Raw genomic sequence first — 21,388 nt, 5'->3', positions numbered from 1 at the left:
AATAAAAGTTGCAACTATTCAAATCAGGACTACTGCTACTTAATAGCTTCCTCTTCTGTAATAAGGAAGTTACTAAAGGCGGCGATTGTTAAACAAACTCCGGCAAGAAGCATGGTTCCTATCGTAGCTTCTCCAAAGATCGTTTTATAGAGGAAGTTGATTCCACCTAAAGCTGCAATGATCTGTGGAATTACTATAAACATGTTAAAGAGTCCCATATACAAACCCATCTTCTTTGGATCTATACTACTCGAAAGCATAGCATATGGCATGGAGAGAATACTTCCCCAAGCGATTCCCACACAAACAAAACTCAAATTCAGCATTCCGGTATTTTCAGGAGAAACGAAGTACATACTTATAAATCCTGCTCCACCAACTAAAAGCGATCCAAAATGAACCAACTTTCTGTTGATCCTGATCTTGCTGGTAACAAAAGTCAAAAGTAAGGCAAAAAACATGGAAGACAATCCATAGGTCCCCATATAAGAACCAACAAGATTTGCAGCATTGTTATAGGCCACATTGGCTGTATCAAAATCTACTGCATCGGGCATTGGAACGGGAGCTAAAAAAGCATGTTCTGTCAGTGCCGGAACCGCAAAGCTCCACATTGTAAAGAAAGCGAACCAACTAAAAAATTGAACAACACCTAATTTTCTCATTACAACCGGCATACTACCGATGTTTGAAAAAATTTCTTTTACTCCGGTAAAAAAACCTGAGTTTTCTTTTTTCTCTTTCTCGAAAGCTTCCATGTCTTCCGGAGGATATTCATCAGTAGTGAAAATCGTCCACATAATACTTGAAATAAAAACAAAAGCGCCTATTCCGAATGCAACTTTTACTGACATTGGAACTACTCCGGGAGCAGCATCATTTGCAACACCAAGCTGACTTACCATCCAAGGCAAGTTACTGGCAATCCAGGTACCGATACCAATGATCAGCGTTTGCACCACGAATCCATAAGAACGTTGTGATTCCGGAAGCTTGTCAGCGACAAGTGCTCTGAAAGGTTCCATACTAATGTTGATGGATGCATCCAGAATCCATAAACAACCTGCAGCAACCCAAAGAATAGGTGAATGAGGAACAAACAATAATGTAATTGAACTAAGAATTGCTCCAATCAGGAAATAAGGCCTGCGGCGACCAAACTTTACACTCCAGGTACGGTCACTCAAATATCCGATAATTGGCTGGACTAATAACCCGGTTAACGGAGCCGCTATCCAAAGTAAAGGGATATCATCTTTAGCAGCACCCAGTGTTTGGAAAATCCGGGACATGAATCCACCTTGAAGTGCAAATCCGAATTGGATTCCCAAAAACCCAAAACTCATATTCCATATTTGCCAAAAACTCAGACGTGGCTTAGTATCTTGTTGCTGTTCAGACATTTAAGTATCCCTTTTATTTTTTTTAATTTGTTGAAATAATGATCCATTCATTCGCCGGCAACTCTATTGAAGAAAATTCCGACATACCAACCAATTCTCCATATACATTAAGCTTGTCTTGATTCCACTCAGGGAAACTAATTGTAGAAGTCTCAGAATTATTGTTGATCGCTACCCAAATCTCATGATCTCCTTTCTTTCTTTTAAAAGCATAAGTGCCTTCAGGTGATTCAACTCTGATCGTTTCTCCACCAAAATCCCCGTTCCAAAGTGATTCGTTTTCTGTATTCAAAGTCAGCAACATCTTATAGAAGTCAGCATACTTATAGTTTTTCCACTCTATTTCGTCTTTTTCGAAAAACTCCAATCGTTTATCCAGATCACTTTCTTGCCCGTTGTAGATCAGTGGCATTCCTTTCACGGTAGCAGACAACACTGCAAAATTCTCAAAATTATCACCATACATTTCAGGATCGGTTCCATTCCATGAATTTTCATCATGATTGGAAGTGAAATACATTCGGTATGCATTGTCAGGAAATCGTTTACTATCTCTTTCAAAAAGTGAGTCCAGATCTTCGAATGTTTGCTCTCCTTTAGCGATCTCACGAATTACATGAGCATATTCCCATGCATAATTCATATCAAACGCTTTGTGAAGTAATTCAGGCTCTCCATCTTCAGCCAACATAAATACCGGCTTAATTTTGTCCAATTCTACTCTGGCGTTTTCCCAAAAATCTGTTGGAACCATTCCTGCAACATCACAACGATATCCGTCTATATCAAATTCTCTAACCCAAAATTCGAGAGCATCTAACATTGCTGCACGCATTTCTTCACTTTCATAATTCAACTGAATAACATCAGACCAATCTGTTCCCCTTGGAGGCATGAAGTTCCCATCTTCTGTCAACTCATACCAATCTTTGTTTTCTGTCCATGGATTATCCCAAGCTGAATGATTAGCAACCCAGTCAATGATCAGCTTAAAGCCTTGCTCATGGGCTGCGTCAACCAAATTCCTAAAGTCTTCTTCTGTACCGAAATTAGGATTTACTTTTTTGTAGTCAGCTACAGAATAATAACTCCCTCTGCTTTCTTCAGTTTCCTTTCTGTTGATCTTTCCAATCGGATGAATAGGCATCAGCCATAAGATCTTAACACCCATTTCTTTTAATCGCGGAAGATCTTCCTGAAAAGCTTTGAATGTTCCTTCTTCAGAATACTGACGGATATTCACTTCATAAATATTCGCATTTTTACTCCATTCAGGATGTACTACCTGACTTGGTTTTTTCTCAACCGGCTTTTCTGTCGGAGTGCAAGCCGCAAATACCGAGGCTACAAAAATGGATAAAAGTAAAGTTCGCTTAAGCATATTTATTTTTTAAAGCGTTAAAATTTCGAATGAATTTGAAGGTAAAGTCACAGTCAAAGTATTCCCCTCAACTGAAAAAGAATTACCAAAATGATTTGCCAAACTTGAATAATCAAAACCCGGTCTCAGGTCAACTGAAACTTGTTGTTGTGTTTTGCTTTTGTTGAAAACTACAATGGTTTGCTGAGCAAAATATGCTCTGGAATATGCCATAACATCATCTTCAACTTTATGGAATTGAAAATCTCCAAAAAGAATGGACATTTCTGAAGTTCTCAACTCCGACAATTTTGAATAGATACTTCTGTTCCTTAACTCAAGCTGACTTAATTCAGAATCCTCAAATCGCATCCATCTTCTGTTATCAGGATCGTTAGCACCGGGCATTCCAAATTCATCGCCCATATACGTAACCGGAATTCCGGGAATAGTCAGATTAAAAGCCAGAAGTAAACTCAGTCGGTCATAAGCAAATGCCTGAGGTGAACCGATCTCTCTGGTCCATCCTGCTAGTTTAGAATCTTCATTCCATTTTACTTCGCCACTGGTTAGCGTTATGAATCGAGGTTTGTCATGATTTCCTGAAATAACTCCCATCATATTGTGATAACCAAAGTAATTGAAGCTTTCCTGAAGTTGGCTCTGTAATCCTTCAAAAGAAAGGTCCTGGCCAAATGCATTCAATCCTGCATCGTACATGCTGAAATCGAACTGACTTTCAAGCATTCCGGAATTGATATAACTGGCTACCAACTCACGACTTCCGTAAGTCTCTCCCACCTGAAATACTTGTCTGTTTTCAGGAACTACAATTTCTTCTTTTACTTTTCTGGTCAATGTTCTCCAGAACTCTAACTGAATGTGCTTTGTGGCGTCATGACGAAAACCATCCAATTCATATTCTTCAACCCAGAATAGTGCTGAATCCGTCATGGTTTCTATTACTTCAGGATTTGAAAAGTCCAGTGAAGGCATAAAAGTATCAAACCAAGTTGTTAGACGCTGCTCATCCCACAATTCCGTATTCATTCTTCCGTCGGGTAGATACAGATCTGTTGCCCATTCAGGATTTCTTTGATAAACCGGATGATTTTTATGAACGTGATTGGCTACATAATCGAGAATCACTGCCATTCCGTTTTCATGGGCTACGCTAAGTAATTCTTTAAACTCTTCTGATGTTCCGAATCGATCATCAATTTTAGAAGATGAGATTGGCCAGTATCCGTGATAACCCGAAAATTTAGTTTTTACACCGCCTTTGTCCCATAATCCCCATGCGTCTTCCGGATTTTGGGAAATTGGTGAAAGCCAAAGTGCATTTACATTGATCTTTTCAAAATATCCATCTTTGATCTTTTGTGTAATTCCTGCAAGATCTCCACCATAATAATTGGCTTTTGGATGTATATCAGGATCATCAACTTTTCTGGTGTTTGATGGATTCCCATCTTTAAATCGATCAATAAGCACAAAATACATGTTCCAGGCTCTTACGTCCTTTCGGGTAAGACTTTCAGAATCATCCAGAACCTTACCGTTTTCCAAAGGAATAAGTACATCGTTAGATATCCCGCTTTCATTGAAAGTCCATGCGCGAATATGCGTTCTCCCTTCAAGATCAGAATTCTCGGGTAAATACACTCTGATAATATCATCCTTAAATTCTGTTTTCAGTTGATGATTTTCCCAAAGAGCGATTACATTATCGGCTTCATCAGACTGCAAATACACTCGTTCGTCTGAAAAATCATATGTATCTAATTTCGGCTTTTCAGCATCAGTATTACCAACTATAAGCAGATTATTAAATCCGCCCATCCCATTTGAAACAGTTTCTGAATTAGATGGGTCTTTCATTTCCTCTCCATCGATTACATACAGATACTGATACAAACCTTCGTTCACCAACATGCTGAAAGTCCAATTGCCATTTTCTTTTTTGAAATCAGAAGCATTAGGATTCCAGGCATTCATCTCCCCTTTTACCTGTACAAGATCATAGCCTTTGTCTTCTATACTGAAAGTTACTTCCTGTTTTGAAGTTTTCTTGAGTAGTATATCATAGGAAACATCACCATCATGAAAAGAAATGACATCAAGCTTTCCGGAAATATCTCCCTTCAAAACTAATTCTGAGTTATCATCAGTCAAATAATAAGTGATTGAAGAAGGTGTAGAAACATCATCGATTGTTGATGGATCCATAAAATAGTCTTCCATGGTCACAACCGTGGAATCATATCCTAAAGTTATTGGAGATCCCAATCCAACGATCTGATCTCCGTAATTGATATTACTTTCTGAGGAGCACCCCCAAATCAAAAACAGTACTACTAACCCGGTTAATTTCCTCATGCTATGCTTTCTAAATTATTTTAGTAATGTCATTTTCTGAACTTGTACAGTATTTCCGGCTGTAAATCGGGTGAAATAAACCCCACTTGAAAGTGATGATGCATTAAAAGTTACGGTATGTGTACCAACCGATTTCTTTCCATCAAAAAGTGTGGCGACTTTTCTTCCAAGTATGTCAAACACTTCCAGTTTAACTACTCCCGTCTTTGCAACATCAAACTTGATGTTTGTAGATGGATTGAATGGATTTGGGTAGTTGTTGTAAAGCTTAAATGATTCAGGGCCTTCGCTTGGCAGCTCTTCAGTTGAAGTTGCTATTCCCGTTTCAGGAGTATCAAATTGCTTAGTTGTATACACCTTGAACTCACCCGGCTCTAATCGAATTGCTTGTTCGGAATCAGTTACTTCATACTCTGATCCTTCAAAATAATCGTACCATGTTCCTGTTTGCGGGAAATCTCCTGTTGTTGTGATTGCATCAACATCAAAATTTCCAACTACAACCACATCAGTGTCTGAATGCTCGAGAATTACTCTTTTTATACGATTGGATAAAGCGTAGTTAGTACTTTCCGGTTCTGTAAAAGCAGGACTGCTGTTTCTTAAGTTGATAAGTGCAGCCCAGGTTTTATAGAGCTTTACCCGTTCAGTTCCTTTGGTATTCCAATAGTCCCAACGAATTGGCTTATTTGCAACTCTGCCCGGAGCACTAGCCGGACAATCTTCAGAATCGTTTAAACATTGCTCTCCATTGTCTCCGTATCCATATCCAACTTCACCAAACTGCCATATCATTTTGGGTCCCGGAAGTGTAAAGAAAAAAGCACCGGCAAGTTTTTGTCTTCCAAGAGCTGTGTTCAGATTTCTTATGTTGTAATCGCCGGATGAATTCCCGAAACTGATATTTTTGAACATCAACCATTGCTCATCGTGACTCTCCATATACCCGATCAATCTTTCTTCCTGAAACCCTCGAGACTCTGAAAGTACTCCATATAGATTTGAGTTAGTTGTGTAACCCATCGTTGCTTCATTGTATGGTTGATTCATCTTTCCCCAAAGCATGATTCCTTTTCCTTCATCGATACGGTAATCAGCCCACTGCTTTTCTTCATTTGAAGTTCCCAAATGTTCAAAGATCACGTAAAAATCAGGATCAGTAGCCCACTGGTAATCAGCGTACTTTTTTAAAAGATCGACTCTGTCTTGTTGATAAGAGCTTGTACAGCCATTCCCTGCCGGACTACAATTCTGTGTAAATCCTTTGGTCAGATCCCATCGGAAACCATCAATATTATACTCATTGATCCAATGTTCGATCATTTTCTTATTGTAGTACTGAGTCCCGGAATACTGATGATTGAAGTCATTAAACACATTGAATTCATGTTTTGCCTCTGTATTAAAGTATGGGTTACTACCAAACTCGTACATTTGATACAAAGGATTTTGTCCTGTAGCGTGATTCATCACTACATCCAAAATAACTGCTATTCCTCTTTTATGCGCTTCATCAACAAACTCTCTGAATTTATCGGGAGTACCGTAATATTTATCTAATGCTAGATGAAAACTTGGGTTATACCCCCAGCTTTCGTTTCCGTCAAATTCATTTACCGGCATAAGCTCAATGGCATTTATTCCCAGCCTATCCAGATAGTCCAATGTATCAATTAAAGATGAATAGCTGTGATCTGCCAGAAAATCTCTTACCAAAAGCTCATAGATTACCAGATCCTCTTTTTTAGGTCTTTCGTAAGAAGTTGCTTCCCATTGGTATGGGGTTTTTCCGGGAAAGAGAACTCCCACATAGTTTGTGGTTTTTCCGTTTGGATATTCTTTCAAATTTGGAAATATGGATTCAGAAATGAAGTTATCATCATTTGGATGAAGTACTAATTCTGAATAAGGATCAGCGATTCTTAAACTTCCATCAATTTCATATTGGAAACCATACTCTTCTCCCGGAGTTAATCCGGTAATTTCTGTCCAGAACCAAACGCTATCTGCTTTCAGAGAGTCTTTTTTCATTTGGTAGTTGAAATTTAATTCCCAATTCGAGAAATCTCCAACTACAAAAACTTCCTTCTTGCCCGGAGCAAATAGAGATAGGGTAACTGAGCTTCCATTTTCTCCATAAGTGATTCCATCTTCAAGTCCGGCAGGCCTTGCTTCCATAACTGCACCGTCTGTAACGATGATATTTACAGACGTTGAATCCTCTTCTCCTGCCCCGTCATCACCTACAAGATCAAATTTATAATTCCCTTCAGATGCTGACGAAAATGCGTAACTGATTGTATCAGAAACAGAAGTTTGTGCAACTTCAGTACCATTCAGTTTCAAACTCAAATTTAGGTTTCCGGCCGGGGAATTTCCTATTCCCTGAATCTCAAAGAGTTCATCGGTCTTTATGATCTTGGACTTTTCTGCAGGGTTTAAAAACTGAACAGAAACTTCATTTTTAAATAATTCTAAAAAAATATCCGATCCGCCTGCACCTCTACCAACTGCATCCGGATCACCCGCTCCATCATTAGTTCCTCTGAATAACATTGCTATTTCCAGAACTTCATCTGAAGCGGAAACATTATAAAACTCTCTAATTGAAGAAGGATATTTAAATTCCCATTTATCATTTCCAAGCGACGTTGTCTTTAGCCTTGAAGGATAAGAATCCCATCCTGATTGAACATATTTCCAGTCAGAAGGTGTTGAGCTTTTATCCGTAATTAACCCCGTAAATACGTAAACATCGCCGGTAAAACCTTCTAAACCACCATTTCCTTCGGTCGCATCAAAAGTAAGAGTTAATGTATCGTTCTGAGTTGCAAAAGAAGGTTCGAATGTAACAACCTGTGATAAAGTGATTACAGGTAAAAACAAAAGTGTTAGAAATACTGATGTTGTTTTTAAAAAATTTTTCATAAAAAAGTTACTCAGTGGAGTCTCTTAAAATTAATTCTGGTGTATAAACGGTTTGTGAAACTGCTTTTTTTGGATTTTCTAATCTGTCGATCAGATTTTGAGTGGCAAAAAATCCCATATCTCTCATAGGCTGACGAATAGTGGAAAGCCCCATATACTCAGCCAGTTCAATATCATCATAACCGATGAGAGGAATACTTTTATCCATATCCTGCATAGCTTTTAAAGCACCAACTGCCTGGATATCAGAAGCACAAAAACATGCTTCTGCTTCAGGTTTCAAGGTTAGGATCTTAACCATCGCCTCGTATCCTCCTCTTTCAGTAAAACCATCTCTGTAAGTGGAATCTCCGGCTACGATCAATGAAGGCGAAAAAGCTTTTCCCGTTTCTTCATAGGCTCTTCTAAAACCCTTTATCCTGCTTTGGATAGGTTTAGATGTAACTAACGCTGAAAGCATTGCCACCCGGTCTAAACCTCTGTTTAATAGATATTTTGTTGCTTTATAAGCGCCTTCGGTGTTATCGACACTTACAGAATCAAATCCTTCATAATATTCATCTATCAAAGTAATCGGAATATTGTAGCGCTTTAATTGATGCCATTCTTCCTGCTCTAAATGAATTGAAATGAATAAACACCCTTCTGAAGCCCTTCTCTTTAACACATGTTCTACCTGAGAAAACGTATCCTTACTGGGACTGATATTGAAAATAGTGAGTTCGTAATCGAAGCTATTAAGCTTATCCTGTATACCTCCTAAAACTTCCATAAAGAAATAGTTAGAGATCACAGGAACAACAACGGTAATGTTATTCGTTTTTCTGCTTGCAAGACCTTGAGCATTAGCCTGAGGATGATATCCTACTTCCTCTGCAACAGCCATAACTTTTTTTCGTGTTCGTTCAGAAACACTCTCTCTCCTGTTAAAAACTCTGGAGACAGTAGCTATGCTTACTCCTGCTTTTTCTGCAATATCGTATATAGTTGATGCCAAATTTCTGTATCAGATTAAATACGCAGATGCCGGTCAAAGCATCTGCGAAGACTTATTAGAGAAAAATTATTTGATTAAAGTCATTCTCTTTTGACTTACATAAGAACCTGCTTCAATACGGTAGATATAAATACCTGAAGCAAGGTTACTTGCATCAAAACTAAGTGTATGGCTACCAGAAGTATATTTTCTGTTATTTAATAATGTAGCAACACGTTGTCCAAGAACGTTATACACAGTTAGAGACACATCTGCAGCAGTTGGCAGGTTGAAGCTAATGTTTGTACTTGGGTTGAACGGGTTTGGATAGTTTTGATCTAATCTGAATGATTCCACATTACCAACTATTTCTTCGTTAGAAACAGTTTGGTAATCAGGTGTAGTCTCCCATGGAAGATCAGATGCTTTCCACGTTAATTCCGGGAAAGTAAATGATGAAGCCCATGTTACATTACCTTGCGCATCTACTTGAGGTGAAATGTATTGGTAATGTCTACGACCGGCATCAAATCCACCGCCATTAACAACCAGAGAACCATCAGCTGAAGTTGGCTCACCATAAGCTATTCTGAAACCAATATGGTTTAGAGTTGGTAATACCAGATCCAGAGTTAGCTCGTAAACCATATCTCCATCACCATCAGTAAACTGAAGTCTTTCTTTTTCAGCATCCGAAGTTGTGATAAAGTTCTCACCAGTATCACCAGGAACTGTAATTCCATTTGTTAATGCAAAGAATGGAGTATCTACAAAAAGATAAACTGAATCAGATGCAGGAACAAACGGAGTTGTATGCTGAAGTGCAGGGGACATATCAATACTAAAAGTAACGCTGATAGCACCTGACTCAACATTGTTTGCAGTTAACAATGCTTCCGGTTCCACACCATTATAGAATTCAGAAAGCTTATCCTGATTGTCTTTATTCTCAACGGTAAAAGTTCTGTCAGCACCACCGGTTACACCAGGCTCTTCCCAACCTGTATTTGCCGATTGAATACCTTCTAAGAAAAACTCACTTTCAGAAGAATCTCTTCGAGCATCCCACTTAATGTAGTATTTGTATTTCTCTTCAGTTCCTTCAGCTTTTGTGTAAGGCAAGTTGTTTGCTTCATAAGTACCCAGCACCTGATTGAAATTCATTCTATTCTCTCCCCAGCTATTGAATGTACCTCTTACAGATACTGTATCAATACTTGAGTTGAAAAGATTCAGTCCTTCCAAAATTCCAACATTAACTTCAAAGCTAAGTGTTGTGTTTACAATTACAGCATCCGTAGGAGGAGTATTATTGAAAAACACCCAGTGAACTGTAGAATCCTGAGCAGGAACAGTTATTGGTCTGTTATCTGTTGATTCCCAGGTTACTGCTCCATCAGGTGCTTCAAAAACAAATTTATATTCTATGGAGCCATCAATTGCTGCAGCAGAATCTTTCTGAGCTCTTACAACACCTTCATAGAATAAATTATCACCTGTTTGTCCACCTTTTTCAAGGAAGTCTCCTGTTCCCCAGTCATTGGTAAAGAAAGCGCCGTTTCCACGAACACCAACTTTAAATGTCTCCGGATCAAATGATTCATCCTGAACCTGAGCACCAACATTAACTCTGAAGAAAAGAGAAACACTGTCTTCTTCTGAAGTAAATGGAGCCATTCTGGTTTCATACCAATTCATTGGAGCAACCGAGTCAGAAGCTTGATCAAAATCTAAAGTGAAAACTCTGTTATCTCCACTTTCCCATCCTCCTCCGGGAAGTTCTGTATCTTTATCTGAACCTAACCAATACTTGTAGTTATAAGTATCACCAGCTGCCATATCAAAAGTAACTGACCAATAGTCACCACCCTGATTCTCAGCAACGATATCAGTAGAGTTATTCCAATCAATAGTTTGACCTAAGTATGGGTTTCCTGCACCGTTTGGACCTGAAATTGCACCAAACACACCAACATAATGGTCTTCCATTACAGTATCAGCTGCCGTTGAAGTATTAACCATGAAAGTAACTTTAACGATGTTCTGAATATCGGTAGAGTCAAACGGCATAACCTGTACATCAGAATTAAATCTGGCAAGTAAACCTGTTAAATTAAACGCTTCTGTAGGAGCTGGCGCACCGTCATAATAGGATTCATCTCTGTCGATCCTTAATATAAATGCACTGTCAGCCGTAGCAACATCTAAACTTACTCCTGAAGATGTTTGAGCATCAGCCGGCCATGTTTCACCATCAGCCAAGCCAACTGATTCTATTTTCACTAACATACCTTGATATTTGGAATCCACACTAAGGTCTGCTTGTGCTATTGTTGTTACAGGAACACTTGAAGCATCTCCTGCACCTAAAATGGTTACAGAACTTGGGGCAATTTGTACTTGTTGTCCAAATGAACCAATTGTTCCAGTAATTTGAAGAGTATCACCTTTTGTCCAACCTAAAAATGCTGAACTATCCTGATTGTTCGCTCCTCCTACATCATCATAAAATACGTTTATACCTCCGGTTGTATCCTGAACAAAAAATTGTCCGTCATTAAAACCGTAGTCTGGCGTATTCATGATACCTACGATCGTAACTTCCTGGCCATCCATACCACGTGCGTCACGTATTTTTGTTACCTGGGCCATAGATGTTGCAGAGATCCCGAAGATCATCAGCAAACATGTTAGCACAAGTTTAGTAGCTTTATTCATCATGTACCTTGTTTTGTTGTTATTGTTTAGTAGTATTAAAAATAAATCTGAAGGCTAAGTTTGTTAACGTCGCCTATGTATTCATATCCGTGATATGCGTAGTTAAAACCAAGTTTTAAAGAACTGTCTACCTGATATTTAACCCCTATCCCGGCATTGAATGTCTCTTTGCTGTTATTTTGACCGATATAAGGAATTCCTCCTCTAAGAAATACCGTATCATTTAACAGCGAAATTTCTCCTCCCACACTAATGCTCTGTACATTATTTGATGGGTTATTACCATCAAGAGTCAATGTAGCTCTTATATCGTCGCTTGTATAAGCATCCCAGGCAAAACCAACTCTGAGCATTAATGGTAAATCGTATTTTCCGGTAGCTAAATTACAATCAGTATCACTATTTCCGGAGCTGCTTTCGTCTAAATTACATTCTGTAATCAATCCATTTCCGGTTAGCTGCATTTTTGAACCGATATTTGTAACACTTACTCCAAATCGGATATCATCAAAAGGAGTAATAAATAAGGTACCAACATCAAAGGCCAGTCCTGAAGCTGATACATCTTCAATTTGTTCATGCAGGAATTTTATGGTACCACCTACCGATAATTTATCTGTTAATTTTTGTGCATAAGAACCTCCAACCGAAACTGAATATGCTCCAAAAGTTCTCCCGGTTTTGCCTTGTGCTTGTTCAGTAGTTTCTTCAAACTCACCATAGTTCATTGCTAATACATGAATTCCGGCCACTCCTTTTTTTGTTGGTAATCCGATACCTATGTAACTATGGGTAAAATCCAAATAGTAGTCGGTGAACTCGATCTGTATTTCCTGACCATTTAATTCTGCCAAACCTGCCGGATTTAATACCATTGCAGAAGGGTCATTTACAGCGGCTGCAAATGCAGATATTGCAGAAGATCTGGCACCAACCGGCATCTCTAAAAAATGACTTGATGTTGTACCTACTTTTGAAATTTGTGCAAAACTACTGCTCCCAATTCCTGACAACAATACAACTAAACCAGTGTAGAATATTTTTCTCATAGCATTCATTATTTGATCACCGCAAATTTACCGGTTTTGTTTCCTACACCGTTAGCTTCCACATGGTATATGTAAATTCCATAAGCGATTTCCAGATTATCTTTAGTCAACAGATCCCATATATAGGTTCCTCCGTTATCTCCCCGAACATTTCTTGATGTTACCTCAATTTCTCTCACTAAAACTCCCGATGAAGTAAAAATCTTTAGATTTGATGGAACCGGTAAACCAGTGAAATGGATCTCCCTGTTTTGCTGCCTGCTGCCTCCTGCTGCTTCCTGTTCATAAATACTGGAAACTTTATAAGGATTCGGAATTACTAAAATCTCATCCAAAGCACTTTTTGCAGAATCTGCGTCAACTTTTGGTAGATTTTCAGGATCCATTCTGAACTGGAATCGATCGTTTCTTGAAAATGGTTTAGTAGTGAATACTTCCAACGTATCCCCTGACTGCGGGTTTCTAGTTGTAAGATTGTTATTCGATATTTGTGCCCTTAGTTCAAACCGATAAGTAAGTGTATCCTGAAAGTCTCGAGCATCTTCAATTGCATATACAATATCAGAACATTGTCCATTTAGTCCCGCAACGGCAGATAAAATACCCGGATCCGGAGAAACGTAATTGTTAGGTGCATTAGTAGTAGGATCACACCTGCTTGGTGAAAATGGAGTCCCGTCTCTATTCAAATCTAAGTAAGCGTAATCAACTTCTTCTTCTGTATAAGTATTGAATATTTTAAAATTGGTAGGCTGAGAAGGAGCATTGAAAAAAGAACCGGGAGCTATTTCAATAGTACGTTCTGTGGATTGACCAAAACCTATATTTGCTCCAATTACTAACTCATAATCAGAAACTTTAGACACACTTTGAGTAGCAAAAAAGTACTCATGTGGTTTTGGGTTTCCTGTCTCATTCCAGCCTGACCTGGACTCATTTACTCCAAAAGACTCAATATTGGTAAGCGCAAGTGAAAAACCTTCCGTAATAGGATTATTGCCCCCGTTTACATTTGGTGAACGTGCAATTAATGTATCATTAGCTCCTTCCGTTACATTTCGAAGAGTAAAGTTTTCAGTTCTCAAAGTATCCGGATCAGAACCACCATCGATAAGTGTATCTTCAAAAGTAACTTCATATAAATTATCAGGCTTTAATTCATACGGATCAATAATATCCACTGTTACTGAACCTCCCGGAGAGCCCTGTACAATTGTAGCTTGTGGTTTATCCGGAGCAATATAACCGGCTTGTGAACGTGACGGACGAACCTGAACTACATTTACACCATAAGTGATCGATCCATCAGGACCTTGACTGATTTGAATTGGAGATTCCGAAGGTGAAATTCCCGCCGGAACATATCCAAAATCAAATCCTGTTACTGCGTAATAGTAGGTCTTACCATTTACAACATCTGTATCAACATATGATCTGCGGAGTCCACTATCATTACCCAAGTCAAATTTAACACCATTTACATCTACTGGATGCAATCCCTGGATGCCGTTATTTTTATCGAAAATGGCTATATCACTATAATATGTAGCATTTCCATAAGCATCCGTAACATTAAAAATATCTTCAAACGATGGATCGGTTGATCTGTAAACTTTATAACCTTCAAAATCGAAACCATTTCCTGAGATATTATTTAAATAACGATCGAATGAAGACTCTGAATTTGTCTCCCAATACAAAGTTACTTTTCCATCTCCGGGTACAGCGGTTAAAACCGGTGGATCAGGTGCTACTGCAAACTGGTAATCTGCTTCATATGCGACACGTGCCTGATCTAAATTATTATTAAGCTGAGCTCTGTCCTGAGCAGCAGTCCCTGTTGGAGAAGTAGAAGCAGCTGCAGAAACCGCAACAGCAAAACTTTGAGATTCACCAACTCTTAAAGGAAAAAGACCTGAAGAAACATAAATATCCTGATCTGTTCCCGGATCTCCAACTACATCAAATTCACCGGGTATCAAATAGTTAAACCAAATATCAGAGTCTAAATTAACTTGGAGTGCTCCTGCTGAAAATATTATAGCTCTGGAAACCCCAATAAGATCAGTTTCACTAACATCAGTTTTATCAATATTTGGTTCTCCGGGGAAATTAGAACCCGCTCCTGAAGTCGCTTTTCCATCTCCTTGTCCATCACTTGGGGAGTCAGGATCACCTTCTATTCCAACGTCATCAAAATTTTCATTCCAGTCATTATCATTATCGAAAGAATCGCCTCTGCCTTCATCGATCATTGGAGCACTGGTAAAATGATTTTGAAGTCTTCCGTCATAGGTATCGTTTACCAGATCCTCAAAATCTTGATCAGATGACATCCTATCTCTGATTTCCTGATTGGATACAATTAATCCTTGTTGAAGGCTATCTCCATCATTGAAGTATAAATAATTAATAAATCTTACCGGTTTAGTAATGGAAATTCCATTAACAAAAGTAGTTTTCTCAAGATGGTTTGGTGTATTTTCGTCTATTAATCCATCGAAATCATTATCTAACCCATCAATATGTACTCCAAAGTTAGGATCTGAAAGAGGCAATGTTTCCTCCTGAACTGAAAATGAAGCGCCTAGATTATATGTAACTCCCTGAGACTGAAATGAATTACCATCATATTCTTTAACGATTCTGGTTCCATTCTCATCGATCAATACAATTTTATCCCCAATATTTATGGTTCTGGAATCAAAGTCTGTGGCTATAAATTCTCTAACTACTGTATCTCTGAGCGTTTCACTTGAATAAAACCCTCCATTTGATTCTAACAATAAACTAAAAAGGTCTGCATTGTCAGGATCGTAAAACTGAGCATTTTCTACATCGTAAGTATCACTGTCACCATCGTTATCAATACCATCGCCTGCATTTCCGGGCGTTTCCAGAAAACTGAGTCCCATTTCACCAATAGGTAATCCATCGAATGAAGATGGTGCGTTGTTTCGGTCTGTATCTGTTAAATAAGCAATTGCTCTCAGGTTATCGAATACAGGCTGATCTGTTGGTCCTCCACCGGCAACGAAATCAGCTATCCAAAGCCCGAATGACATTCTCGGATAATCATAACTACCGTCATTAGTTATCTCAAAAATGTTAAAGTGTACAGAATTGATCAGGATTTGAGACCAAGCTAATACTCTTGTATCCATCACTATCGCTAAACCACCTCTGGTTGGGTCTGTATCGTCTGGTTTGAATGCTCCGGAATTACTGTAACGTGTATATCTGTCGTCTCCGGCTTTGTAATAAAATTCTATATCTGCATTAAACTGATCGCGACCAAAGAAACCATTCCATGAACCTGCCCATCCATCTCCTCCATCCTTGAACTTATCCGGCCAGGAATCAGGCCAGGTATTGCCAAGAGGAGAACCCGGACCTCTGTCACTTCTTGCCAATTCTTTGGAATCATCTCGTGAATAGCCTTCTATTGGATTAAGAGACCAATTCTGACTACCATCTCTATTTGTTTTGAACGATGCTACATCAACTACCTGAAGAATATCAGAGCTGTTTTGAGCTTCTACTTCTGTTCCAAAGTGAACACTCATGAAATACATATACTCACGATTTGTATTCCTAGGAAATTCATAGATCAACTCATCTAAGCTTGTACTATTTCTACGACCTGCATGACCGGTATTGAAATAAGATGCTCTCAATCTGTTGGCATCCATTGTAGACTTTTTTCTGTCTTCAAAAGAAGATCTTTCATCACTTGGAGTATAATCCTGAGCCACTATAATTACAGGAAACAGCGATACCGTAAGTAAAATGAATAAGCTTTTAATATTTAACGTGTTTTTATTCATTGTTTAAAAAGAGATTGAAAGTCCTAGTTGAATTCTTCTTGGTTCTGCATAGAAAGTCGGATTTGAATAAAATCCGGGATCGGCAGAACTAACCGTGTTTATTGGTAATGGAGCCGTTGCCTCTCCTGAATCTCCATACACACTATTAATTACTTTGCTGTCGAGCAGGTTATAAATATTCAGAAAAAGCTCCATACTGGAACCGTTTGGTAAATTGAAGTTCTTATATGTATTAAGATCCACCGTTAGTCGTGCCGGTAGACGTGAAGTGTTTCTTAGGTCTCTTGTACTTGCTCCAACACCAATTTCTACACCCGGAATGTCTGTTTGTGGTGTATATGGTGTACCTGTACTGAATTTGGTTACCAGATTAGCTCCCCAATTATTTCCGGAATAAAACATTGAACCATTTACTATATGAGCTCTATCCCAATTGAGAGGCTGGATCAACTTTGTTGTTGATGAAGTTTGATTTGTTGAATCAATTTGAGTTCCTGCATTAACAATATCAAAATACTCTGAGTTTGGATCCGAATTACTTCCTTCAACAGAACTGAATGTGTAATCCAGACCAAAGTTAAAACGTTGACTTACAAATTGATTGAATGCGAACGTAAAGCCAATTGATTTTGAAAAGTCTCTGTTAAAATAAATACCGTAATTTGTAGAAGCTGCTCCTGTAACCTGAGGTCGGCTTGAAACATAATCTCTGGTGTCTTTATAATAACCGGTAAGCTCAATTGCTGTACCGTCAAAAATTTCCTGCTTTAAACCTAACTCATACTGAGTAGATCGTTCTGGTCTCAGATCAGGATTTCCGAATAAACCTAAATTCCCACTTCTTTCACCCACAAATACTCTGCTGTTTGTATACATGAAGCTATAAGAAGGCACCTGAAAGAAGTAACCATAAGAGAAATACAAAACTCCACGATCATTGATCGGGTAAGCTACACCGATTCTCGGACTTAACTGAGTTTTAACACTGGTATCCTTGTACCAATATTCCTGGCGTTCTTCTAAAGTAACATCAGGTTCGCCCGGGTCTTGCTGCCCATTCCCGTTTTGATCTCTGTACTGATTTTCTTGTTTTGTAGGTGAAGTGATATCAGGATCTTCAAGGTCAGAAACCACTCTGGAATTTGGATCAAAGTAATCGAATCTTAATCCAACATTTATGATCAGATTATCAAACTCGATCTTATCCTGAACATAAGCACTAAAATTTCTCGGCGACTCCGAATACTTTTGATAACCGGGTGTATTCAACTCCGGATAGCCTAGTTTTACAAATGGTTTAATATCGTCAGGTGTGCCGGGCGGTAAACTTATGGATGGATCAGTAAAAGGAACTAGTGAGATATTTTCGAAACTGACTTCATCAAACTGAAGGTTAATACCTGCTTTAACATAATGGTTCTCGCTTACCTGGCTTGAAATTTCTGCTTTTCCGATAAATGTATCTGTCGATCTGAAAAATCTGTTGTTATCAGTACCGTAAAAACTAAACTGTGCCGCACCCGGTATACTGCGTTCGCCCGGTGAGTAAAAATCTGAAACTCGATCAAAATTAAAGTATCGCGGATCCCATGGATCTTCATACAAGTAGCTCTTTTGCTCGTTGTATCTGTTAGCAAGATTAACGGTCAGGAAAGTTTTTGCCGAAGGAGTAATGGTAGTTTTGAAATTTAAAGCATAATTATTTCTATAATTCGTACCTCTGCCAAGGGGAACTAATTTGTTTTGGTGATCATATCCCTGCCCTTCTTCAAGACCATATGAGCCTATTAAGTTAAATTTCAAAAACTTTGAAAAACGATACTCCAGATTTCCTTGAAAACTGGAACTTTGAAAGTTATTCATGTTTACTAAAGAACTATCTCTGGTTCCGTCATCTGTTAAAATCAATTGTTCGGTACCTTGAAAATTTACTGTATCTATAGAATACCAAGGCTTATCAAAGTCGACTCTCTCATTGTATATAGTTCTGTAGGAATCAAAATCTGTTCCCAGTGCCAACGTATCTCTGAATTGTCCGTGAGATGAAAAAGCATTTCTACCGGTTAAATGCCCCTCGTTCTCAAATCTTCGGGCTGTTACAAAAAATGTAAGTCTGTCTTTTATAATAGGACCTGATACAGAAGCAGACAGGTTATACATTCTGTTTGGATTTAAATTATTAAAACCCGTTCCAATACCATCGTATATACCACTTTGCGAGGTTGCCATATAGCTACCTGTCCAAGCATTTACAGAAGCATCGAACTGGCTGCCTCCCGATTTGGTAACTACATTTACAATTCCTGAAAGTGCCTGACCATGTTCTGCATTAAAAGAACCTGATATAACTTGTAATTCCTGCACAGATTCATTTTCAATTCTTACACCGTTTGATCTGTCATAATCATCTGTAACCCTGATTCCATCCACAACATAGGAAACCTCTGAAGTTCGTCCACCTCTGATATGGATTCCACCTCCATTATCAACATTAACTCCCGCCTGTAAACCAATCACATCTGAAACTTCCTGAACAGGTAATTTTTTAATTTCTTCGCTGCTTACTCTGGATTCAGAACTGGTCACATCTTTTAAAACAGGTTGACGAGTTGCCACTACCACAATTTCTTCACCTTCAAATGCTTCCAGTTCTAACCTGAAATCCTGTTCCGTAGTTAGATCAGTTCTTACAATTACTTCTTGTACAGCCAGAGTAGCATAACCGATGTATCTTGCTTCCAACGTATAAGTGCCCGGGGCTACATTTAACATCAGAAAATTACCATCGATATTGGCAACTGCACCTTTTGTAGACCCTTTTATACCAACTGTTGCACCTATCAGTGGCTCTCCGGTTTCAGCATCAAGAATTTTACCTGTAATTTTTCCTGACTGCGCCTGCACCCCAACACTAACTAATAGAAATAATACCGGTAGTAGCTTTTTAATGTTCATACACTGCTTCAAATTTGAATAGTAACTTCATTTAATTTTTCGATATCAATAAGAGCATTATGCTTTTCTTTAACATCCTTAATTGTCTTGTCCTTTAAGTCTTTCAATTTCTTATTCGACAAAAACGCATCAACTGACTCTTTGGCTTCATCAAATGTCAAATAGCGACCTTCGATTTTTCCATTCATTTTATAAATGGTGTATTGACCTGTTTGATAATTGATCACTTCTGATATCTCGCCTACTTTTAATTCAGAAATTTTAGGAGCATAAGAGCCATAATTCTTGATGCTTTCAAAACCCAACTCCCCATTTGTAAGCAAGTCTTCATTTATAATGGTGTGCTTTTCCACTAGTGCTTTGAAATCAGCTCCACTCTTTAGTTCAGAGATTAAAAAATTTGCTTTTTCTTCTGTATCAACAACTATTCTGGAAAGATTAACCTCTATGGGCTTATAAAAGCGTTCACTGTTGTTTTGATAAGCGGTTCGCAATTCCTGATCTGAGTTTGAAATGGAACTTCTAAGATCCTTAACCGCGCTTTGAGCCAGATATGTATTAAAAGTTTCCTGAATCGACTCATTCACAATTTCCTGATCATCTATTCCTGCATCTTTTGCATTCTTATATAAATAAGCTCTTAATGCAGTCCCGATTACGAAGTTTTCGAAACCCTGCTTCCCTTCTATTGCATTGATTTGAGCTAATGGAGTAAATCTGTACTCTACAGCAAAATCATCAAGAGTAAATTCAAAATCGTTAAAAACAGCCAAAGTATTATCTGATGCCAGATTAGATAAGAACTCGGGATCCTTAGAAATTGCAGCGGAGTAATTCTCATTCATTCTAGCCCAAAGTGCCTCAAAAACCTCAGAATTGAATTCTAAATTATCTCTGAAATTATATAAATGTTCTCTGGTTGCAAGCTCTTTCTTCTTTTTATAGACATAAGAAGCAATTTCAGCTTTTTTAATAGCGAATTCATTTTTTGTGAGAATAGGCTTTGTGAAACGGTTAGTTAGCTTGATTATACTATATCCCTGAGCAGTAGGAACAGGCTTTGAAATTTCGTTGATCTTTAATCCAAAAGCAGCTTCTTCAAAAGCGATATCCATTTCATCAGTAGTAAAACGTCCTACATCTCCACCATTGTTTGCCAGATAAGGAGTCTGAAATACTTCTTTTGCTAATTCCTCAAATTTTTCGCCGTTTTGTAACCTCTTATATAACTGATCAGCTGATTCATGATCATGGGCAAATAGATGCGAAGCTCTTAATGTAGTATTGAACCGAATGAAGTACTCATTAAGTTCAGAATTACTTACTTGCACATCTTTAAGAATAACCTGATTCAAATACTCTTCGTTTAAAACTCTTCTTTCAATCTCCCCTCTTTTTTGAAAAGCTTCCTCCGTTCTGTCGAAGCCTCTGTCTTCAGCATAGGTAGCTAGTACGTAATTATCGAATTTTGCATTTAAAACGGAAAGTTTAGTAGAAGGGTTTGCACTTATAGCTCTTCCGGTGCGATAATAATATTCCTTGAAAGCATTCTCGAAATGAATCTTGGTAATCGAGTAATCGTTAATTTGCGCCAATACATTTTCATCAACTTTTTCCTTACAGGAAAGCGCTCCCATAAAAAGAAACAGCAAACCGGATAATAAAATTAAATGATCACGCATTGATTGCTAACAGTTTTTTACCAAGGTGCAATAATGATAATGAAAGCGCTTACATTTTTCAACATATTTTTAAAGATTTCTTAAATAATCTTTAATACCACCTTAACTAAA

At 38.2% G+C, this 21,388-nt stretch carries 10 protein-coding genes; all 10 read right to left on the bottom strand.

Translation table 11 applies throughout. From position 1 onward, the window contains the following. Positions 1-35 precede the first annotated feature (35 nt). A complete protein-coding gene (locus A8B79_RS03135) occupies positions 36-1,403 on the bottom strand; it encodes an MFS transporter (RefSeq protein ID WP_066217860.1) in 1,368 nt (455 codons plus the stop codon). Positions 1,404-1,425: 22 nt separating this feature from the next. Beyond that, positions 1,426-2,784: an alpha-amylase family glycosyl hydrolase gene (locus tag A8B79_RS03130; protein WP_066217858.1), complete on the bottom strand. Its 1,359-nt coding sequence runs from the start codon at positions 2,782-2,784 to the stop codon at positions 1,426-1,428. Between the two features lie 9 nt (positions 2,785-2,793). Next, positions 2,794-5,142, bottom strand: coding sequence for an alpha-amylase family glycosyl hydrolase (locus A8B79_RS03125; protein WP_066217856.1), 2,349 nt, complete (start codon positions 5,140-5,142; stop codon positions 2,794-2,796). A gap of 15 nt (positions 5,143-5,157) precedes the next feature. Then, a complete protein-coding gene (locus A8B79_RS03120) occupies positions 5,158-8,070 on the bottom strand; it encodes an alpha-amylase family glycosyl hydrolase (protein WP_066217852.1) in 2,913 nt (970 codons plus the stop codon). 7 nt (positions 8,071-8,077) lie between these two features. Next, positions 8,078-9,067 (bottom strand): LacI family DNA-binding transcriptional regulator, encoded by a 990-nt coding sequence (locus A8B79_RS03115; protein ID WP_066217850.1) that lies wholly within the window; start codon positions 9,065-9,067, stop codon positions 8,078-8,080. A gap of 66 nt (positions 9,068-9,133) precedes the next feature. Beyond that, on the bottom strand, positions 9,134-11,767 hold the full coding sequence (locus tag A8B79_RS15930) for a T9SS type A sorting domain-containing protein (RefSeq protein ID WP_066217848.1): 2,634 nt from the start codon (positions 11,765-11,767) through the stop codon (positions 9,134-9,136). Positions 11,768-11,799: 32 nt separating this feature from the next. Then, on the bottom strand, positions 11,800-12,813 hold the full coding sequence (locus A8B79_RS03105; RefSeq protein ID WP_161485130.1) for a PorV/PorQ family protein: 1,014 nt from the start codon (positions 12,811-12,813) through the stop codon (positions 11,800-11,802). Between the two features lie 8 nt (positions 12,814-12,821). After that, the gene (locus tag A8B79_RS03100) at positions 12,822-16,640 is read right to left on the bottom strand and encodes a hypothetical protein (protein WP_066217839.1); all 3,819 of its coding nucleotides are present in this window, start codon (positions 16,638-16,640) and stop codon (positions 12,822-12,824) included. A gap of 3 nt (positions 16,641-16,643) precedes the next feature. Then, entirely contained in the window at positions 16,644-19,595 is a 2,952-nt protein-coding gene (locus A8B79_RS03095) for a TonB-dependent receptor (RefSeq protein WP_066217836.1), read from the bottom strand. An 8-nt stretch (positions 19,596-19,603) separates the two neighbouring features. Continuing rightward, positions 19,604-21,277: a peptidyl-prolyl cis-trans isomerase gene (locus A8B79_RS03090; protein ID WP_066217832.1), complete on the bottom strand. Its 1,674-nt coding sequence runs from the start codon at positions 21,275-21,277 to the stop codon at positions 19,604-19,606. Positions 21,278-21,388: the final 111 nt, after the last annotated feature.

The organism is Balneola sp. EhC07, assembly GCF_001650905.1.
Taxonomy (GTDB): Bacteria; Bacteroidota; Rhodothermia; order Balneolales; family Balneolaceae; genus Balneola.
This window is presented reverse-complemented; position numbering and strand designations above follow the sequence as displayed.

What these genes read in the sequence shown, in the direction of transcription:
- A8B79_RS03135 (WP_066217860.1), bottom strand. Translation starts at nt 1,403, where the DNA reads ATGTCTGAACAGCAACAAGATACTAAGCCACGTCTGAGTTTTTGGCAA.
- A8B79_RS03130 (WP_066217858.1), bottom strand. Translation starts at nt 2,784, where the DNA reads ATGCTTAAGCGAACTTTACTTTTATCCATTTTTGTAGCCTCGGTATTT.
- A8B79_RS03125 (WP_066217856.1), bottom strand. Translation starts at nt 5,142, where the DNA reads ATGAGGAAATTAACCGGGTTAGTAGTACTGTTTTTGATTTGGGGGTGC.
- A8B79_RS03120 (WP_066217852.1), bottom strand. Translation starts at nt 8,070, where the DNA reads ATGAAAAATTTTTTAAAAACAACATCAGTATTTCTAACACTTTTGTTT.
- A8B79_RS15930 (WP_066217848.1), bottom strand. Translation starts at nt 11,767, where the DNA reads ATGATGAATAAAGCTACTAAACTTGTGCTAACATGTTTGCTGATGATC.
- A8B79_RS03105 (WP_161485130.1), bottom strand. Translation starts at nt 12,813, where the DNA reads ATGAGAAAAATATTCTACACTGGTTTAGTTGTATTGTTGTCAGGAATT.
- A8B79_RS03100 (WP_066217839.1), bottom strand. Translation starts at nt 16,640, where the DNA reads ATGAATAAAAACACGTTAAATATTAAAAGCTTATTCATTTTACTTACG.
- A8B79_RS03095 (WP_066217836.1), bottom strand. Translation starts at nt 19,595, where the DNA reads ATGAACATTAAAAAGCTACTACCGGTATTATTTCTATTAGTTAGTGTT.
- A8B79_RS03090 (WP_066217832.1), bottom strand. Translation starts at nt 21,277, where the DNA reads ATGCGTGATCATTTAATTTTATTATCCGGTTTGCTGTTTCTTTTTATG.